We start from the raw sequence: 15,978 nt of genomic DNA, 5'->3' as shown, positions 1-15,978 counted from the left end.
CATGACCGGGTCTTTTTCTTGGGCCGGACGCCGTGCTGGTTGCAGGCAGCGGACTCATAATCCGCCTCCGAAAGGACACCGTCGGTTCGACTCCGACCCGGCCCACCATAGATGTAAAGAAGGGTTCCGAGTTTTCGGAACCCTTTTTGTTTTGTGGCGAGAGTCCGATATCAGATGCGGCAATATGCCGCTTATAAAGCGGTGCATGTTCCCGCGTCAATATCATGCTTCACTTCGAGATGAAATCGGCGAACCTGGCGCAAGCGCGCTTCGACTCTTAACGCCTAAGCCTAACCGGCTCCACGGCGGGCCATATGGAGGACCGGCAACCGGCGACCGGCGACCGGGAATAAGGGAAACTCCGTGTGAAAAAGTGCACGGCTGTGCCGTTAAATGAATACGGAAGGCTGTTCGATGTATGCCGTCCGTTTTCAGCACGGGTTCTTGTCACGCGGCGGCCGGCGCCGCAGTTCACCTCCGGACAACGCGCCCGTGCTGAAGGCTTCACCTCCTCTCGCCTGACTCCACACTTCACCAAGCCGTTCGACAACTCACAGCCCGCGTTAATCACAGCTAATGCAGATATCTGTTCTTCGGAGCATTCGAGGAATAAATCGACGACTGCATTAATTCAATTAAGTTCCCGCTTTTCCAAAATAAATTTACTCCGCGTTGAATTAGGCCTATCGCAATTGCCTGATTGTCGAGCAATCAGATGACTCTCACTTTTCAAACGTTCCGACCCGATTACGCCACGCATATTAAATGCTGTTGCATTCACACAACTTTAATATTGAGATGTTGCGGATAACTTTTGTCCAGAGCAGACGTACCTTCCTCCACATTTTGCGATAAACGTATGAAAGATAAAGACTTAATGCCTATCTAGATTTGATTGTTGCGGATTCTGAAAAATCCTGTTGCGTAAATTGCGGGCGTCGCTACTAGGGTCTCCCCCTACACTCACGCTTCGTTTAAAGGGTGCCCGGCTGATCCGAACGGTTCGGCGAACAGGGCGGCAGCGAATGATTCATGCGCTGCTGAGGCAGGTCCCGCTCCCCGCGTAAATTTATCGAACTGGAGTCCCACGCATGAAAAAGAGTCTCATCGTCGTTGCGGTTGCCGCATCGTTTGCTTCCGTCGCTCACGCACAAAGCAGCGTGACCCTGTATGGTCTGCTGGACGCAGGCTTGACGTACACCAGCAACGTCAACCACAACGCAAAGTGGGCAGCAGGTAGCGGCGGCATCAACCAAAGCATGTTCGGTCTGCGCGGTTCGGAAGATCTGGGCGGCGGTCTGAAGGCAATCTTCACGTTGGAAAGCGGCTTCAACATCAACAACGGCAAGTTCGCTAACAACAACGGCATGTTCAACCGTCAAGCGTTTGTCGGTCTGTCGAGCGCGCAATTCGGTACGGTCACGCTGGGTCGTCAATACGACGCAGCACAAGACTACTTGGCACCGCTGACCGCAACGGGCAGCTGGGGCGGTACGTACTTCGCTCACCCGTTCAACAACGACAACCTGAGCACGAACGGCGGCTACGCAGTCAACAACTCGATCAAGTACTCGAGCGCTAACTACGCAGGCTTCACGTTCGGCGGCACGTACGGCTTCTCGAACCAGGCTGGCGCATTCGCAAACAACCGCGAATACAGCGTGGGTGCTGCATACCAGTGGCAAGGCCTGCACCTGGGCGCTGCTTACGCACAACAGAACAACCCGGCTGCAAACGTGACGGGCGCTTCGGACGGCGTGCTGGCTAACACCTCGGGTGTCATCTCGGGCAACTTCCGTCAACGTGAGTTCGGCGCAGCTGCTTCGTACTCGTTCGGCCCGGCTACCGTCGGTGCTGCATTTACGCAGTCGCGTATCGACAACCTGGTTGGCGCAGCAGTTGGCCAACGTCAAGGCCGTTCGAACAACTACGAAGTCAACGGTAAGTACAACCTGACGCCGGCTATGGCTCTGGGCGTTGCTTACACGTTCACCGACGCAAAGGGCTACGGTGTCAATGGTGATGGCAACGACATGAAGACCCGCTACCACCAGATCGGCCTGCAAGCTGACTACTCGCTGTCGCGTCGTACGGACGTCTATGCTCAAGCCGTGTACCAGCACGCAATGGGTGACGGCGGTGTAGCTTCGATCTACAGTGGCGACAACACGCAACTGCCGTCGTCGTCGAAGAACCAGACGGCTGCTACGGTCGGTCTGCGTCACCGCTTCTAAGCTTCAGCAGAAGAAGCTAGTTGTTGCAGAAAAGGTGCCGTTCGCGGCACCTTTTTTTATGGGCGCGCCACTCTGATGGTCGGCACCCGGCGTGAATGCCGGATACCGTGCTGCGCCAGGCTGGATCTTGCCGTATCGTGCGGTTCTTAGAAAATCGTACGCAGACCGAGTGCAATGCCGGTTTGATTGTTCTTACCCGGCAATTCGACCGAGGCAGCTCCCGACACCTTGTCGAAATCGACCGTACCGTACACCTCGGTACGCTTTGACAACGCATACTCGGCCAGCGCCACGAACGTATAGCGATTGCCGTTGCCCAACTGACCGTTGCCGATCGCCGCATTGGTCATGTGGTCGTAATACGCTGCACCGGTCAGCATAAGGGTGCGTGTGGCCTGCCACGTCACGCCGGCAAATGGGCCGTTGTCGACGCGACCCGAACCCTTGAAGATATCGACGCCCGGCACGAGCGTTTGCTGCGCCAGCGCGCTATCCACAAAGCCCGTGTCGTCCTTCGAATGCAGATAGCCGGCGTACACCTTCGCAAAGTTGAACGCATAGACCGCGTTCGCGTTGAAGATGGTCTGCTTGTGATTGCTGTTGTCGCTGTTCTGTTGCACGCCGGCGGCGACACTGAGCGGCCCGGCCACATACGACAGCGTGAAGCCGTACATATTGCCCGCGCCGATATGACCCGGCACCTGTCCTGAGAACCCGCCGACGCCCGTCGATTCCGAGTTGGTGCCAAACGAGTACATCGCAGCCATGGTCAGGCCTTTGTACGTGCCGGTGTATTTAACGGCGTTGTCCGCGTAAAGTCCGGCGCCGAGCGCGCCCGGCAGCCATGAATTCTCCGCGTAGTTGCCGACCGTGAGCGGATCGTAGGTGTCGCCGAGCAGATCGAACAACGGCGTCTTCTGACGGCCGAACGTCACCGTGCCATACTGGCTGCTCAGGCCGACATAGGCATTGCGGTTGAAGACCCGCTGGCTGTCCGAGGCCGAGCCGTCCTGCAGGTTGATACCGCTTTCCAGATCGAAGATCACCTTCAGACCGCCGCCCAGATCCTCCGAGCCACGCAGGCCCCAGCGACTGTTGGTGATCGCGCCGTTGGTCATATAGAGCCGCCCGTCGTTCTTCGCATTCGAGTTCGTCAGATAGCGCACGCTCACGTCGGCGACGCCATACAGCGTGATCGAACTCTGCGCCGAGGCCAGCTCGGACGTCAGTGCGAGGGCTGCACCGCTCACGAGTGCGGCGGTCTTGAGGAGTCTTATTTGTCTCACTGGAATTCCTGCGTATGCGGTTATGGATTTTTCATTCAAGGCCGGGACGCGCAGGCTTGCTACGCGCCGGGCGCGCCGATGATAGACCACCACCTCCACCGCGCCATTAATCCATTGGCGCAATAGCATATTGCGATTTCTAACAATTGTGCACACGACTCTGACAATAGTTGACTTTCGCGACAGCGCGCTTGCGGTAGTCTGAAACGATTGAGTTATAGACATTTTTCGCGGCGACGCTAGCACGTGTGCTGCAGGTGCGCGTTCTTACTGCATGGATACTCCCGCTTCAAACCCGCTGGCTCGCTCGCCAGCCATTCAGGATCTCACCGACGAGCAATGGCACCTCATCGTGCCGCTCCTGCCTGAAATGAAAGACCATGGACCTCGGCGCGGTCGTCCCAGCATCGACATCCGTTGCGTGGTGAACAGCGTGCTGTGGGTGCTGCACACGGGCAAGCCATGGCACGCAATGCCCGACCGCTATGCGCCTTATCAGACCGCACATCGCTACTATTTGCGCTGGAAGAATTCAGGCGTGCTGGCCAATATCGCCTTTGCGTTGTTCGATACCGATGCGATGCTGGCGCGGCCTGTCACTCGCAGGGGCTATCCGCGCACGGCGTAATAGGCTCAGAACCGTTTCGGCATAACAAGCTGAAAGGCCGTCATCCGGTAACCGGATGACGGCCTTTCTCAATCCGCTGCTCTAGTCGGTTGCATGAATGCAGCCACTCAATCACGCATGCTGTTCGACCGTGAAGACTGCAACCGCATTTCGCAGACGTTCGGTCTGCTCATCGAGTGAACCGGCCGCAGCCGCTGCCTGTTCGACCAGCGCTGCATTGCGCTGCGTCACATCGTCCATCTGGCGGATCGCGAGATTGACTTCACCGATACCCGAACTCTGTTCTTTCGAGGCCGCCGAGATCTCGTTCATGATCGCCGTCACACGGCGCACGGCGTCGACTACCTCGCTGATCGTGTTGCCGGCTTTGCCTGCCAGCGTCGAGCCTTCGCCGACCTGCGCGACAGATTGATGGATCAGCACCTTGATCTCTTTGGCCGCCGTCGCGCTGCGCTGCGCGAGATTGCGCACTTCGCCCGCGACGACCGCGAAGCCGCGGCCTTCTTCACCGGCGCGCGCCGCTTCTACCGCTGCATTCAGCGCGAGGATATTGGTCTGGAATGCGATGCCTTCGATCACGCTGATAATCTCGCCGATCTTGCGCGAACTATCGGTGATGCCGGCCATTTTCTCGACCACGTCGTTGACGACCTCGCCGCCACGCGCGGCAATGTTCGATGCATCCGCTGCGAGTTCCGACGCGGTCGCGGCATTGTCGGCGTTCTGCGTGACGGTCTTGGTGAGTTCGTCCATGCTGGCGGCGGTCTGCTGCAATGATGCGGCCTGTTCTTCGGTACGGCTCGACAGATCCAGGTTGCCCGCGGCGATCTCTTTCGAGGCGATCGTGATGGTTTCGGCGGACGTCTTGATCCGCGCGACGGTCGCAGCCAGTTGATTGCGCATCTCGCGCAGTGAGAACAACAGGCTCGACGTGTCGTCGCGACGCAGGTCGATATGAGTGGCGAGGTCGCCGCGCGCGATCTGCATGGCAATCGCCGCCGCCGTGGAAGGCTCTCCGCCGATCGAGCGCGATACGTTGCGCACCACGCGCGAAGCCACGAATGACACCAGCACACCCAGCAGCACGAGCATGCCGGCCGAGCGCGCGAGCGTCGCATAGAACTGCGCCTGGATGTCATCCATATAGGCGCCGGCGATAAAGTCCCAATTCCACGGGCCGAAGCGTTTCACATAGCCGATCTTTTCGCTCGGTACCGTCTCGCCGGGTTTCGGCCACCAGTAGCGCAGATAACCTGCGCCGCTCGCCGAGCCGCCTGCCTGCGCGATGTCGTGATACAGCGCATTGCCTTTGGCGTCGCGGAAGCTGCTCATGTCCTTGCCGTTCAGCTTTGGACTCATCGGATGAGCGACCATCACCGAATCGCTGCGCACGATCGTCACGTAGCCCGATGCGCCGTAACGCTGCGCGGTGATGCGGGCGATGGCCTGCTGTTTGGCCTCATCGACCGGAAGCTTGCCCGCGTCGGCCTGCTTCGCATAGTCCGCGACAATCGACACCGCCATGTCGGTGACGTCGGCCAGATCTGCGCGCCGTGCGTCCATTTGAGCGTTTCGTGCATCGAACGCATTCACAACGGTCACGATCAGGAGCGCCGCCCAGCAAAGCAGTATCGGCACCCACAATTTCTGTTTTAGTGTTAGACGGGTCATTATCGGTTTCGACAATACGTTGAACTCGGAATAGGGACGGGCTGCAATCTGCGTTGCATAGGCGGCATAACGGCTATTGCAGTGGATTCTTTATTCCGACGTCCGAAATTGCTGCCTGAAACGTGGATTTCCGGCGCGAGGTGACCGATGAAATACGGGGAAACGTCGAGGAAAATCTGGGAAAGTGGAGTCAAACCCGTAGAAAATCGCGGGAAACTGCAGCGGGCAGCATGGCGCCCGTGCTTACCCTAGATCTGCTCCTGACCAAACGCGGACAGGCGTTCAAGGTCCAGTACATCGATCTGGTTGTACGAGAGGCGCAAAATCTGCAGCCTTTCGAGGTTTTGCAGTGCCTGGTTGATCCGTTGCCGCGACACGCCTGCCAGCAGGCCGACTTCTTCCTGTGAAATGGCCAGCGTGCGCCCGGTATCGGGGTAGAGGTCCGGATTGAACAGTTGCGCGAGCGACTGGGCGACGCGCGCGTCGACATCCAGCAGACGGCTGTTCTGGATAGACGCGATGAATTCGCCCATGCGGTTGTTCAACTGCCGGATCACGAAGCCGGTGAACGGCAGGCTCGATTCGAGCAGCGCATGGAACGTATCCGACGGCACGAACATCACGAGCGAAGGCTGAATGGCGGCCACGTCGTATTTGCGCAATTCGCGCTTGATCACGCTGCCTTCGCCGAACCAGCCGCCGGGCGGCACGCCGGAGAGCGTGCAACTGCGTCCTGAGGCGTTGTAGATGGCGAGTTTGATGAGGCCGGATTGGACGCCGATCCAGTAGTCTGACGGCTCCTGGCGGCGCGCGATCCATGCTCCCCCTTCCAGTCGCTCCGCGTACGCGCTGGCAAGGACCATGGCTTGATGCTCGGCGGCGAGCGCCCTGAACCATGCGCAGGTGCCGAATAGCCGCGGCAGATCGGCGCGCGGGACCCGTTGGGGCCGGTGCTGGTGGGCGTCTGCGACGGCGGCAAAGGGTGCGTCATCCATAAGCAGCGAGCGGGGTGTAGGCGAGTGAAGTCGGTTGAATAGAGCCAGGGCGCGCCGCTCTGTCATTTGAATGACAGACAGTTCACCATGACAATTGCTAGGCTAGCTCATCAATCAGAAAAATCGGCGGCGCAGCCAGCGCCTCAGGAGACAAAGCGATGACGCACATGTTCGAAGAAGGCCTCCAGCGGCGCGAGGCCAATTATGTCCCTCTGACGCCCATCGATTTCATCGTACGCGCAGCGGAAGTCTACGGTGAGCGGCTGGCGATCGTCCATGGGGAGATTCGCCGCAATTGGCGCGAAACCTACGAGCGCGCGCGGCGTCTGGCCAGCGCGTTGCAGCAGACCGGTATCGAACGCGGCGACACGGTTGCCGTATTGCTGCCGAATATTCCTCCGATGATAGAAGCGCATTTCGGTGTGCCGATGGCCGGCGCTGTGCTCAATACGCTGAACACGCGGCTCGACGTGTCGTCGCTGCTGTTCATGTTGCGTCATGGTGCGGCGAAGGCGTTGATCGTCGATACGGAGTACAGCGAATTGGCGCACCGCGCCGCGCTGGAATTCCCGGAGTTGCGCGTGATCAGCGTGGCCGATGCGATGCCCGCCGACGCCAACAAGTTCATCCGCGCAACCGATTACGAAGCATTCCTGCAAACCGGCGACCCCGAGTTCGTCTGGAGCTTGCCCGCCGACGAGTGGGACGCTATCGCGTTGAACTACACCTCGGGTACGACCGGCGATCCTAAAGGCGTGGTCTATCACCATCGCGGCGCGTATCTGAATGCGCTCAGCAATATCCTCGAATGGGATATGCCCAAGCATGCGGTCTACCTGTGGACCTTGCCGCTCTTTCACTGCAACGGCTGGTGTTTCCCATGGACCGTTGCCGCCCGTGCGGGCGTCAACGTCTGTCTACGCAAATTTGACGCGAAGACGGTATTCGAACTGATTCGCCGCGAAGGCATCACGCATTATTGCGGCGCACCGATCGTGCAAAGCGCGCTTGCGAATGCGCCCGCCGAATGGCGTGAGGGCATCACGCATCGCGTGTCGACGATGGTGGCGGGCGCGGCGCCCGCACCGGCGGTCATCGCGAAGATGAAGGAGATCGGCTTCGATCTGACGCACGTGTACGGACTCACCGAGACCTACGGCCCGGCGGCGGTCTGCGCGAAACAGGAAGAATGGGAAACGCTCGACGACAACGCGCTCGCCGAAATGAACGCGCGGCAAGGTGTGCGTTATCACTTGCAGGCAGCCGTAACGGTGCTCGACCCGGACACGCTCGCGCCGGTGCCTGAAGACGGCGAAACGATCGGCGAGATCATGTTCCGCGGCAATATCTGCATGAAGGGGTATCTGAAGAACGAGCGCGCCACGGAAGCGACCTTCCGTGGCGGCTGGTTCCATACCGGGGATCTCGGCGTGCGGATGCCTGACGGCTACATCCGTATCCGCGATCGCAGCAAGGACATCATCATTTCGGGCGGGGAGAACATCTCGAGCATCGAGGTCGAAGACACGCTGTACCGTCACCCTGCGGTGTCAGTTGCCGCCGTGGTGGCGATGGCCGATCCGAAGTGGGGAGAGGTGCCCTGCGCCTTCGTCGAGCTCAAGGAAGGCGCTCAGGTGAGCGCAGAAGAGATCATTGCGCACTGCCGGCTGTTCCTTGCGGGATACAAGTTGCCCAAAGCGGTGCGCTTCGGCGAATTGCCGAAGACGTCGACGGGAAAAATTCAGAAGTTCGAACTGCGCGCGCGGATCAAGGCGGAACAAACAGAATAGACAGCACGCGATGGTCAAGCGCGCCGAATGGCGCGCTATGGGTGCTGAGCGATGCAAGCGCAGGGTTGCGCGCGCATGAGCTTCGATTCGCGCTTAACCGCGCGTGTCGACCCAACGTCGTGCCCAGCGTGCCGAGTGCTGCAGTGCCTGTTCTTCGTTCGGGAAGTAATCGAGCGAATAGAACTGGTAGCGCCCTTCGGTACGCGCGCTGTCAGCGCGTTCGAGCAACAGATTGGATGAGAAGCTACCGTCGGGCAAACGATGCGCCGAGGGTTTGACGGCATAGCCGTTGTAATGATGAATATGTTTGTTTTGCATTTTATATTTTAATAATGTTCGAGTGCGCGCCTGCCGTGCGAGCCGTTATACGGGTCACGCGGACGAGCCGATTCAAGCCATTGCGAGCCGAATCCAAACGCAGTCGGAAAGCTAAAAAGGGCGTTAAAGCCAGAGGGGAGAATGAGGTGCAACGAGGCGTTTGGCGCTTAGGGCTTGCTGCTAAAAAACACATGCAGCTAAAAGCGATCGCGCCAACTGTGGGAGGCAAAGCTCCGCGAGGATGTCGCTGCAGCCCGATGTCCGTTGCCGGACACCGAGCCCTTCAAACTTACATCGGCTTGATGTTAGCCGCTTGCAGACCCTTCGGGCCTTGCTTCGTTTCGAAGCTCACCTTCTGATTTTCAGCCAGCGTCTTGAAGCCGTCGCCGCTGATTTCGGAGAAGTGCGCGAACAGGTCGTCGCCGCCCTTGTCCGGGGTGATGAAGCCAAAGCCTTTGCTGTCGTTGAACCACTTAACGGTACCGGTATCCATGAAGAATCCTTGAGGAAAAAATAGAAAAATTTGCTCGGTTGAGGAGCGCGTGAAGGGTCAAGGAGGGAGAGGACAACGAATACCGCTGAGGAGCGAGACATTGATGAACAGCAATCGAACTTCTTGAACTTCGGGTGCCACAGTAACCGCCGGGCATGTCAGCGTCAACACTTATCTTGTAACTGTTTTGTTATGGGCCCTGCTTGCATACGCTCAGCGCGGCGATGCGGCCCTCGTTACTGTTGTGCCGCGTTGCCCGGCACAACAAGCCACTCGAGCGGAATTACTGTTTCAGATACCCACTTTGTGTGCTGTCAGGATCAGGCGTAATCCGAGCGCGGCAACTGCGCTTGCGGCTACGCGATCGATCCAGGCCTTCCACTGCAGATAGATTTCGCGCGGACGTTTGCTCGAAAAGCACAGCGCGACCACGGTGTACCAGCCGGCTTCAATGGCGAAGATCGCAGGGGGCAACGCAAAGTAGCACCACAGCGGCGGATGTTGCGGAAGCAAGGCCGCGAAGATACTACCGTAGTAGACCGCTGTTTTCGGATTGCTGAGTTGTGTGCTCAAACCGATCCAGAAGGATTTGCGCACGTTAGTAGCGGCAGCTTGCGCTGCATCGAACGCGAGCGGTTTGGCGGCACCGCGCCAGATCTTTGACGCGAGGTAAATCAGATAAAGACCGCCGGCTACTTTGAGGCCGACGTACAGCCATTCCACTGTCGCCAGCAAGGTGTACAAACCGAGCAAGGCGATACCGCTGAAGAACACGCCGCCGATGCCCATGCCGGCCGCTGTCGCGAGGCCGTCGCCGCGCGAGAGTCCGATTGCATTGCGTGCAACGATAACGAAGCTCGGTCCCGGGCTCATTGCACCGAGCAGCAGTGCGGCCAGGATTGTGACGATGGCGGTCGAAGCGGGCATTTTTGTGTGTCTCCTACAGGCGGCGATGCGGATCAGTGAAACATAGCATGGGAGGGCGAGGTTTTGTTTTTGGTCAGCGCCAATAGAACCATTAAAAGAACCAATAAGAATTGAAAAAGCCGGTAACGAATGCCAACCGAACGCCAACCGAATGACAAAGAAAGCTCGTCATCGCACGCAGACAATCAGTTGCTGCGAGCAGCGGAAATTGGATGCTAGAATGCCCTCCCATACGCTAAAGCAGCCTTGGAACACCAAGGCCGATCAGGCGCGATCCGAGCCGTTTGCCGACGAATTCCCCTAAATCCAGGATTTATTGGGCATGATCCCCGATGCGAGTTCTCACGCACCGGGAGAGGCATCGCAAGTTCGATTTGCACTCAACCCATCTGATTTACGCATAGGCTTCGCGTTGTTTTGCGAAGCTTTTTGTTTTTCAAACGCGAGCACTATCAGCCGCGAAACCGGTAAGTTATGAAAGAGCGAGAAGAACAACGGCTGTTCGACCTCGACGGGAATGCGCGTGAGCGCCTGATCGTGTGGATCCGCCGACGCATGGACGAATACGGCATTACGATTGAAGCGCTTGCTGATGCAATCGAAGTCGACAAAGCCGCAGTCCGGGCCGTGATATATCGCGACGCTTACGGAAATACGTGGGACGGTCACGGCGAAAAGCCGGATTGGCTTGCGCGCGCAATCTACGCTGGACAGAACATCGACCATTTCCGCTGTTGAGCGGGCCCTCAGTTTCTTCTGCTAATCGTTTTCCTGCGTGGCTGCGCTATATCGCGTTGTGCCCATTGATTCGGCATGCAAAAAAAAGCCCGCGCGGGGCGGGCTTAACCTACTCGGAGTTTCGCGATCCAGTCGCAAGACGGATCATCTCCAGTGTATGTGAAAGCTTTATGAAAGTATAGAAAATCCGGGTTACAGATCGAAAAACACGGTTTCCTGGTCGCCCTGCATATAGATATCGAACCGGTACACGTTGGCCGTGTTCGGCTCGCGGCGCGCGATCAGCGTGCCACGCCGGTCCGCCGGAACCGCTGTCAGCACGGCATCCCGTTCGTTAGCCTCGGCTTCATCCTCGAAATAGATGCGCGTGAAGGTGTGCAGCAGCATGCCGCGCATCGTCACAATCACATTCAGATGCGGCGCTTCGTCCGGGTTTGCGCGGCCGGGTTTCACCGTTTCAACGACAAAGCGTTGGAGCGGATCGGTGCCCGTACCGACGCGAGCGAAGCCGCGAAAACCGGTCTTCAGGATTTCCTCGCGTGATTCCGGGTAGCGGCCTTGCGCGTCTACCTGCGACACTTCCAGCATCGCATCGCCGATCACCTTGCCGTCGCCGTCGAACACCTGGCCGACGATCGTGATGTGCTCGCCCGCCGCTTCGCGGTCGGCCAGAACTGGCGTAAACAGGCTCTTGAAGGCGAAGTCGTATTGCTGCGGGCACAGACCGTAGGCGAAGTACGGTCCAACCGTTTGCGAAGGCGTTTGCTTGAGGGTCGTCATGGCTTAGCGCTCCATCGGGGTTTCGTTGCGGCCGCGCAGCACGATGTCGAAGTCGTAGCCGAGCGCATAGGCCTCTTGCGTCGTATCGAGCGAGAAGCCTGCAATCAGGCGGTCGCGTGCGTGCTCGGGCGTGCCCTGGAAAATCGGGTCGAAGGCCAGCAGCGGATCGCCGGGGAAATACATCTGCGTGACGAGGCGCGAGCCGAAATGGTCGCCGAACAGCGAGAAGTGAATGTGATTCGGACGCCACGCGTTCGGGTGATTGCCCCAAGGGTAAGCGCCCGGTTTGATCGTCAGAAAGCGATAGCGGCCTTCGTTGTCGGTGATGCAGCGGCCCGCGCCGAGGAAGTTCGGGTCGAGCGGCGCGTCGTGCTGATCGTTCTTGTGCACATAGCGGCCGGCAGCATTGGCTTGCCAGATCTCAACCAGCGTATTGCGCACCGGACGGCCGCCCTCGTCGAGCACGCGGCCCGTCACGATGATGCGCTCTCCGAGCGGCTCGCCGTTGCGCACCGCATTGCGCGTCAGATCGTGATCGAGCGCGCCGAGGTCTTCCGTGCCGTAGACCGGCACGCGCTGGTCGCGCAGCTTTTCCTTCAGCGGAATTAGCGGACGCGTCGGGCCGCGTTTGACCGAAGAACCGTAGCCGGGATAGACGTAGGCGGGGTGGGACGCGAAGTCGCGCGCAGTGAGAAAGGACTCGTCCATCAGTGTCTCCTTCGAGAATTGTGGGATACGGCTTTATGGAGCGACTTTATCTAACCTGAGAGGTTATGAAAAATGACGTTTTCGCCCATTTCGTATAACCTGCCGTTATGCAACGTAGCCTCGCGGACAGCCGCGTCAAATTCCGTCATCTCCAGTGCTTTCTGGCCGTTGCCCAGTTCGGCGGCGTACAGCGGGCCGCCGAAAGCCTGTCCATTACGCAGCCCGCGGTCTCCAAGACGGTTGCTGAACTGGAGGCGATTCTCGGCGTGAAGCTGTTCGAGCGCGGCCGCCACGGCGCCGTGCCGACCCGCGAGGGGCAGCTCTTCATGCCGCATGCGAGCGCCTGTGTCAGCGCGTTGCGACAGGGTGTGGACCTGCTGGCGCGCGCGGAAGGCGCGGCGGCCGCCACGCTGGAAATCGGCATTCTGCCGACCGTCGCGGCTGCGCTGGTGCCGCCGGTGCTGAAGCGGTTCGCCGCGCTTTGGCCGCGTGTGATCGTGCGCCTTGCCACCGGCGCCAACCCCGAATTGCTCGAGCGTTTAAAAGCCGGCACGATCGAATTCGCGATCGGGCGTCTGGCGGACCCGGAACGGATGGTTGGGCTCAGTTTCGAGCAGCTTTTCAGCGAGCCGTTGATTGCCGTGGTCCGCGCCGGGCATCCGTTGGCGCTGGGGGCCGGCTTGCCGGCCACGTCGCTGGAGGATTATCCGGTGGTGCTGCCGCCGTTCGGCACGCTGATCCGGCAATCGGCTGAGAGCCTGTTGAGCGCGTGGGGCGTGCCGCCGTTGTCGGGGTTTGTCGAAGTGCTGTCGGTGTCGACGGGGCGCGCGTTGACGCTGGAGAATGACGCGGTGTGGTTCGTGCCACTGAGCGCCGTCGAATATGAACTGGCGCACGGCATGCTGGTGCGTTTGCCCTTGCAGTTCGCGGGCACCGGTGAGCCTGTGGGGCTGATCCGGCGCTCGGACACGCAGCCGTCGCCGGTGGGACGGGCGTTTATCGATGCCGTACGCGAGGTTGCGCAGTTGCGCATGGCGGCCGCCGCTGGCAAGCCTGCGGCCAAACGTGCGTCCAAACGCAGCCGCGGCGGCATGTCCAGGACCTGATGCTCGCCGCCAGGCGGAACGGGAGATGCGGGAGCCGCAGGGCGATGCACGCTGCGAGGCGATTCGCCACGCGTGAACCATCCAGTACAAAATGAAGGTTGCGAACGCCCTGCTACCCGGTGTACAAACACGGTGCAAAAGCCGTCGCGGGCCGGATTGCTGCGGCACACCACGCATGAGGTGTCACACTGCAGATCACTCCAGGTGAATGACGGCGTGCACCGCACAGCAGAAACATCACGAACACGCGCCACAGCGTACGAAAGACTGCACAAGGAGATTGCCATGCCCAGCGACTTGCCCACTCCAGACGCCGCGCTGCGCGCCGTGTCGGCGCCTGAGCACAATCCGCTCGGCACTGCCGGCCTCGAATTCGTGGAGTTCGCCTCGCGCGAGCCGAAAGCGCTCGGCGAGACCTTCACGAAACTCGGCTTCAAGGCGATTGCGCGCCATATCAGCAAGGACGTCACGCTGTATCGCCAGGGCGAGATGCATTTCCTGATCAACGCGGAGCCGGATTCGTTTGCCGAGCGCTACGCCGAGGAATACGGCGCCGGCATCTGCGCGATCGGCATTCGCGTGGCCAACGCGCAGCGCGCCTTCGACCGTGCGATCGAACTCGGCGCATGGGCGTTCGAAGGCGAACGCCTCGGTGCGGGCGAGTTGCTGATTCCGGCGATTCAGGGCATTGGCGATTCGCACATCTATTTCGTCGACCGGTGGCGTGGCCGTGGCGGCCAGCGCGGCGGCCTCGGCGACATCTCGATCTTCGACATCGACTTCCGTCCAATCGAGATCGATACCGCGCACGCCGATCTGAGTCACGCGGGCACCGGTCTCGTCGCGGTCGATCATCTGACGCAAACGGTCGGTGAGGGCCGGATGCAGGAGTGGCTCGATTTTTACCGCGACCTGCTCAACTTCCGTGAGATTCACGAACTGCACGCGAACTGGCATGTGTCGGCGGAATCGCGCGTGATGGTGTCGCCATGCGGCGCGATCCGTGTGCCTTTGTACGAAGAAGGCACGCGCCGCACGAATCTGATGCACGACTATCTGCCGGATCATCCGGGCGAAGGCGTGCAGCACATCGCGCTCGCCACTGACGATATCTTTGCGTGCGTCGAACAACTCCTCGCGAACGGCGTCGAATTCGTCGAGCCACCGCCGCGCTATTACGAGCAACTGGATGCACGCCTGCCGGGTCACGGGCTCGATGTCGAGCGGCTCAAGCGCACGCATGTTCTGGTGGATGGCGAGATCGGTGCCGATGGCGTGCCACTGCTGTTCTTTCAGACCTTTGTGCGGCGCGGTGCCGGCGAGATCTTCTTTGAGATCGTGCAACGGCAGGGTCACCACGGTTTCGGCGAAGGCAATCTGAGCGCGTTGGCGCAGGCACGCAAGCAAGCCGGTGCTTAACGCTTAGCGTTTGTCGCTTACCGTGGCGCCTTCGCTATTTTTTCGCCGGTTCCGCAGTAGCCGACGTCTGCGGGATGTCGGCGCTGGTTGCCATCCACAACACCTCAGCGTCTTCGTCGCTAGTGGACACTGCTGCGTGGCCGGTACGGCTGTCGAAGTAAAGGCTGTCACCTGCATTCAGATGCGTCGGTGCGTACAACTCGGAATAGAGACACACGCTACCGCTGATCACGTACAGGAATTCTTCGCCCTCGTGACGGCCCCAGTCATCGAAGGCGTCCAGCGTGTGCGCCGAGATGCGGATGCGAAACGGCAACATCGCTTTGTGCGCCAGGTCCGTGGCGAGTAACTCCATCTGATAGCCGCGGTAGGCGTGACGCTGGCCTTCGTTTTTGCGGGTCAACGCGCGGCGGCCGCTGGCGCTGACTTTGGGCGTCGAGCCGAAGAGTTCGCCGATTTCGATCTTCAGGCCAAGCACGATTTTTTGCAGGACGTCGAACGTCGGGGACATGAGACCGTTTTCGACTTTGGAGAGGGTCGAGCGGGAGACGCCGCAGAGGCGGCTCGCGGTTTCGAGCGTCAAGTCCTGCGCCTGGCGGGCGGCGCGGACGCGGCGGCCGAGGTCGGTTGTCGATGGGTCGGCGGGTTTGGTGAGGTGGGTGTCCATGGGGCTGGCTTAAATGCTCGCCTTGCGCGGCGTTCGATGTTTCCGATAATAACATTTGCGAAGGGCGGCTCTGGCTAGCGTCCGGCTCGTGCAACCACCGAGCGACTTTTCCCATCGGAAACGCTACGAAGTATGGCGCCGCCTGTTCCCATCCCGGTACGGGACCGTACCGACGTACCCCTGCCGCTGTACATATCCTGCGAGACATCTCCGTCGTG

15 protein-coding genes and 1 tRNA gene are annotated in these 15,978 nt (G+C 59.8%); 7 read left to right on the top strand and 9 right to left on the bottom strand.

The annotated features are described in order from the left end of the window. The first annotated feature begins 20 nt into the window (after positions 1-20). Both PQQ86_RS37040 and PQQ86_RS37035 read left to right on the top strand, forming a co-directional pair. Positions 21-108 (top strand) — tRNA-Ile (locus PQQ86_RS37040). A 983-nt stretch (positions 109-1,091) separates the two neighbouring features. Then, complete coding sequence (locus PQQ86_RS37035; protein ID WP_408278745.1) at positions 1,092-2,234, top strand: porin; 1,143 nt, start codon at positions 1,092-1,094, stop codon at positions 2,232-2,234. A gap of 146 nt (positions 2,235-2,380) precedes the next feature. Here the strand turns inward: PQQ86_RS37035 and PQQ86_RS37030 are convergent, their stop codons facing one another. Further along, positions 2,381-3,520: a porin gene (locus PQQ86_RS37030; protein WP_408278742.1), complete on the bottom strand. Its 1,140-nt coding sequence runs from the start codon at positions 3,518-3,520 to the stop codon at positions 2,381-2,383. 274 nt (positions 3,521-3,794) lie between these two features. On the opposite strand from PQQ86_RS37030, the gene PQQ86_RS37025 reads away from it, so the two are divergent. After that, positions 3,795-4,148 (top strand): transposase, encoded by a 354-nt coding sequence (locus PQQ86_RS37025; protein WP_408195137.1) that lies wholly within the window; start codon positions 3,795-3,797, stop codon positions 4,146-4,148. A 111-nt stretch (positions 4,149-4,259) separates the two neighbouring features. Here the strand turns inward: PQQ86_RS37025 and PQQ86_RS37020 are convergent, their stop codons facing one another. Continuing rightward, complete coding sequence (locus tag PQQ86_RS37020; protein WP_408278740.1) at positions 4,260-5,819, bottom strand: methyl-accepting chemotaxis protein; 1,560 nt, start codon at positions 5,817-5,819, stop codon at positions 4,260-4,262. A gap of 248 nt (positions 5,820-6,067) precedes the next feature. Continuing rightward, positions 6,068-6,814: a Crp/Fnr family transcriptional regulator gene (locus tag PQQ86_RS37015; protein WP_408278736.1), complete on the bottom strand. Its 747-nt coding sequence runs from the start codon at positions 6,812-6,814 to the stop codon at positions 6,068-6,070. A gap of 158 nt (positions 6,815-6,972) precedes the next feature. Here PQQ86_RS37015 and PQQ86_RS37010 point away from each other — a divergent pair, with 158 nt between their 5' ends. Beyond that, positions 6,973-8,604, top strand: coding sequence for an acyl-CoA synthetase (locus tag PQQ86_RS37010; protein ID WP_408278732.1), 1,632 nt, complete (start codon positions 6,973-6,975; stop codon positions 8,602-8,604). A 93-nt stretch (positions 8,605-8,697) separates the two neighbouring features. Here the strand turns inward: PQQ86_RS37010 and PQQ86_RS37005 are convergent, their stop codons facing one another. The 3 genes from PQQ86_RS37005 to PQQ86_RS36995 form a co-directional block, all read right to left on the bottom strand. Further along, the gene (locus PQQ86_RS37005) at positions 8,698-8,922 is read right to left on the bottom strand and encodes a hypothetical protein (RefSeq protein ID WP_025495857.1); all 225 of its coding nucleotides are present in this window, start codon (positions 8,920-8,922) and stop codon (positions 8,698-8,700) included. A gap of 289 nt (positions 8,923-9,211) precedes the next feature. Further along, on the bottom strand, positions 9,212-9,415 hold the full coding sequence (locus PQQ86_RS37000; RefSeq protein WP_007178877.1) for a cold-shock protein: 204 nt from the start codon (positions 9,413-9,415) through the stop codon (positions 9,212-9,214). A 291-nt stretch (positions 9,416-9,706) separates the two neighbouring features. Next, positions 9,707-10,342: a LysE family translocator gene (locus PQQ86_RS36995; protein WP_093635011.1), complete on the bottom strand. Its 636-nt coding sequence runs from the start codon at positions 10,340-10,342 to the stop codon at positions 9,707-9,709. A gap of 474 nt (positions 10,343-10,816) precedes the next feature. Here PQQ86_RS36995 and PQQ86_RS36990 point away from each other — a divergent pair, with 474 nt between their 5' ends. After that, positions 10,817-11,080 (top strand): H-NS family nucleoid-associated regulatory protein, encoded by a 264-nt coding sequence (locus PQQ86_RS36990; RefSeq protein ID WP_408278728.1) that lies wholly within the window; start codon positions 10,817-10,819, stop codon positions 11,078-11,080. Positions 11,081-11,272: 192 nt separating this feature from the next. Here the strand turns inward: PQQ86_RS36990 and pcaG are convergent, their stop codons facing one another. Next, entirely contained in the window at positions 11,273-11,860 is a 588-nt protein-coding gene (pcaG, locus tag PQQ86_RS36985; protein ID WP_408278725.1) for a protocatechuate 3,4-dioxygenase subunit alpha, read from the bottom strand. Between the two features lie 3 nt (positions 11,861-11,863). Beyond that, positions 11,864-12,568: a protocatechuate 3,4-dioxygenase subunit beta gene (gene pcaH, locus PQQ86_RS36980; RefSeq protein ID WP_154557892.1), complete on the bottom strand. Its 705-nt coding sequence runs from the start codon at positions 12,566-12,568 to the stop codon at positions 11,864-11,866. 107 nt (positions 12,569-12,675) lie between these two features. Between pcaH and pcaQ the strand changes: the two genes are divergently transcribed. Continuing rightward, positions 12,676-13,674 (top strand): pca operon transcription factor PcaQ, encoded by a 999-nt coding sequence (gene pcaQ, locus PQQ86_RS36975; protein WP_408278721.1) that lies wholly within the window; start codon positions 12,676-12,678, stop codon positions 13,672-13,674. A gap of 285 nt (positions 13,675-13,959) precedes the next feature. Then, entirely contained in the window at positions 13,960-15,093 is a 1,134-nt protein-coding gene (locus tag PQQ86_RS36970; protein ID WP_408278719.1) for a 4-hydroxyphenylpyruvate dioxygenase family protein, read from the top strand. Positions 15,094-15,127: 34 nt separating this feature from the next. On the opposite strand, the gene PQQ86_RS36965 is transcribed toward PQQ86_RS36970, so the two are convergent. Further along, the gene (locus PQQ86_RS36965; protein WP_408278716.1) at positions 15,128-15,760 is read right to left on the bottom strand and encodes a helix-turn-helix domain-containing protein; all 633 of its coding nucleotides are present in this window, start codon (positions 15,758-15,760) and stop codon (positions 15,128-15,130) included. Positions 15,761-15,978 lie beyond the last annotated feature (218 nt).

It is taken from the genome of Paraburkholderia sediminicola (assembly GCF_046026675.1).
Taxonomy (GTDB): Bacteria; Pseudomonadota; Gammaproteobacteria; order Burkholderiales; family Burkholderiaceae; genus Paraburkholderia; species Paraburkholderia sediminicola_F.
This window is presented reverse-complemented; position numbering and strand designations above follow the sequence as displayed.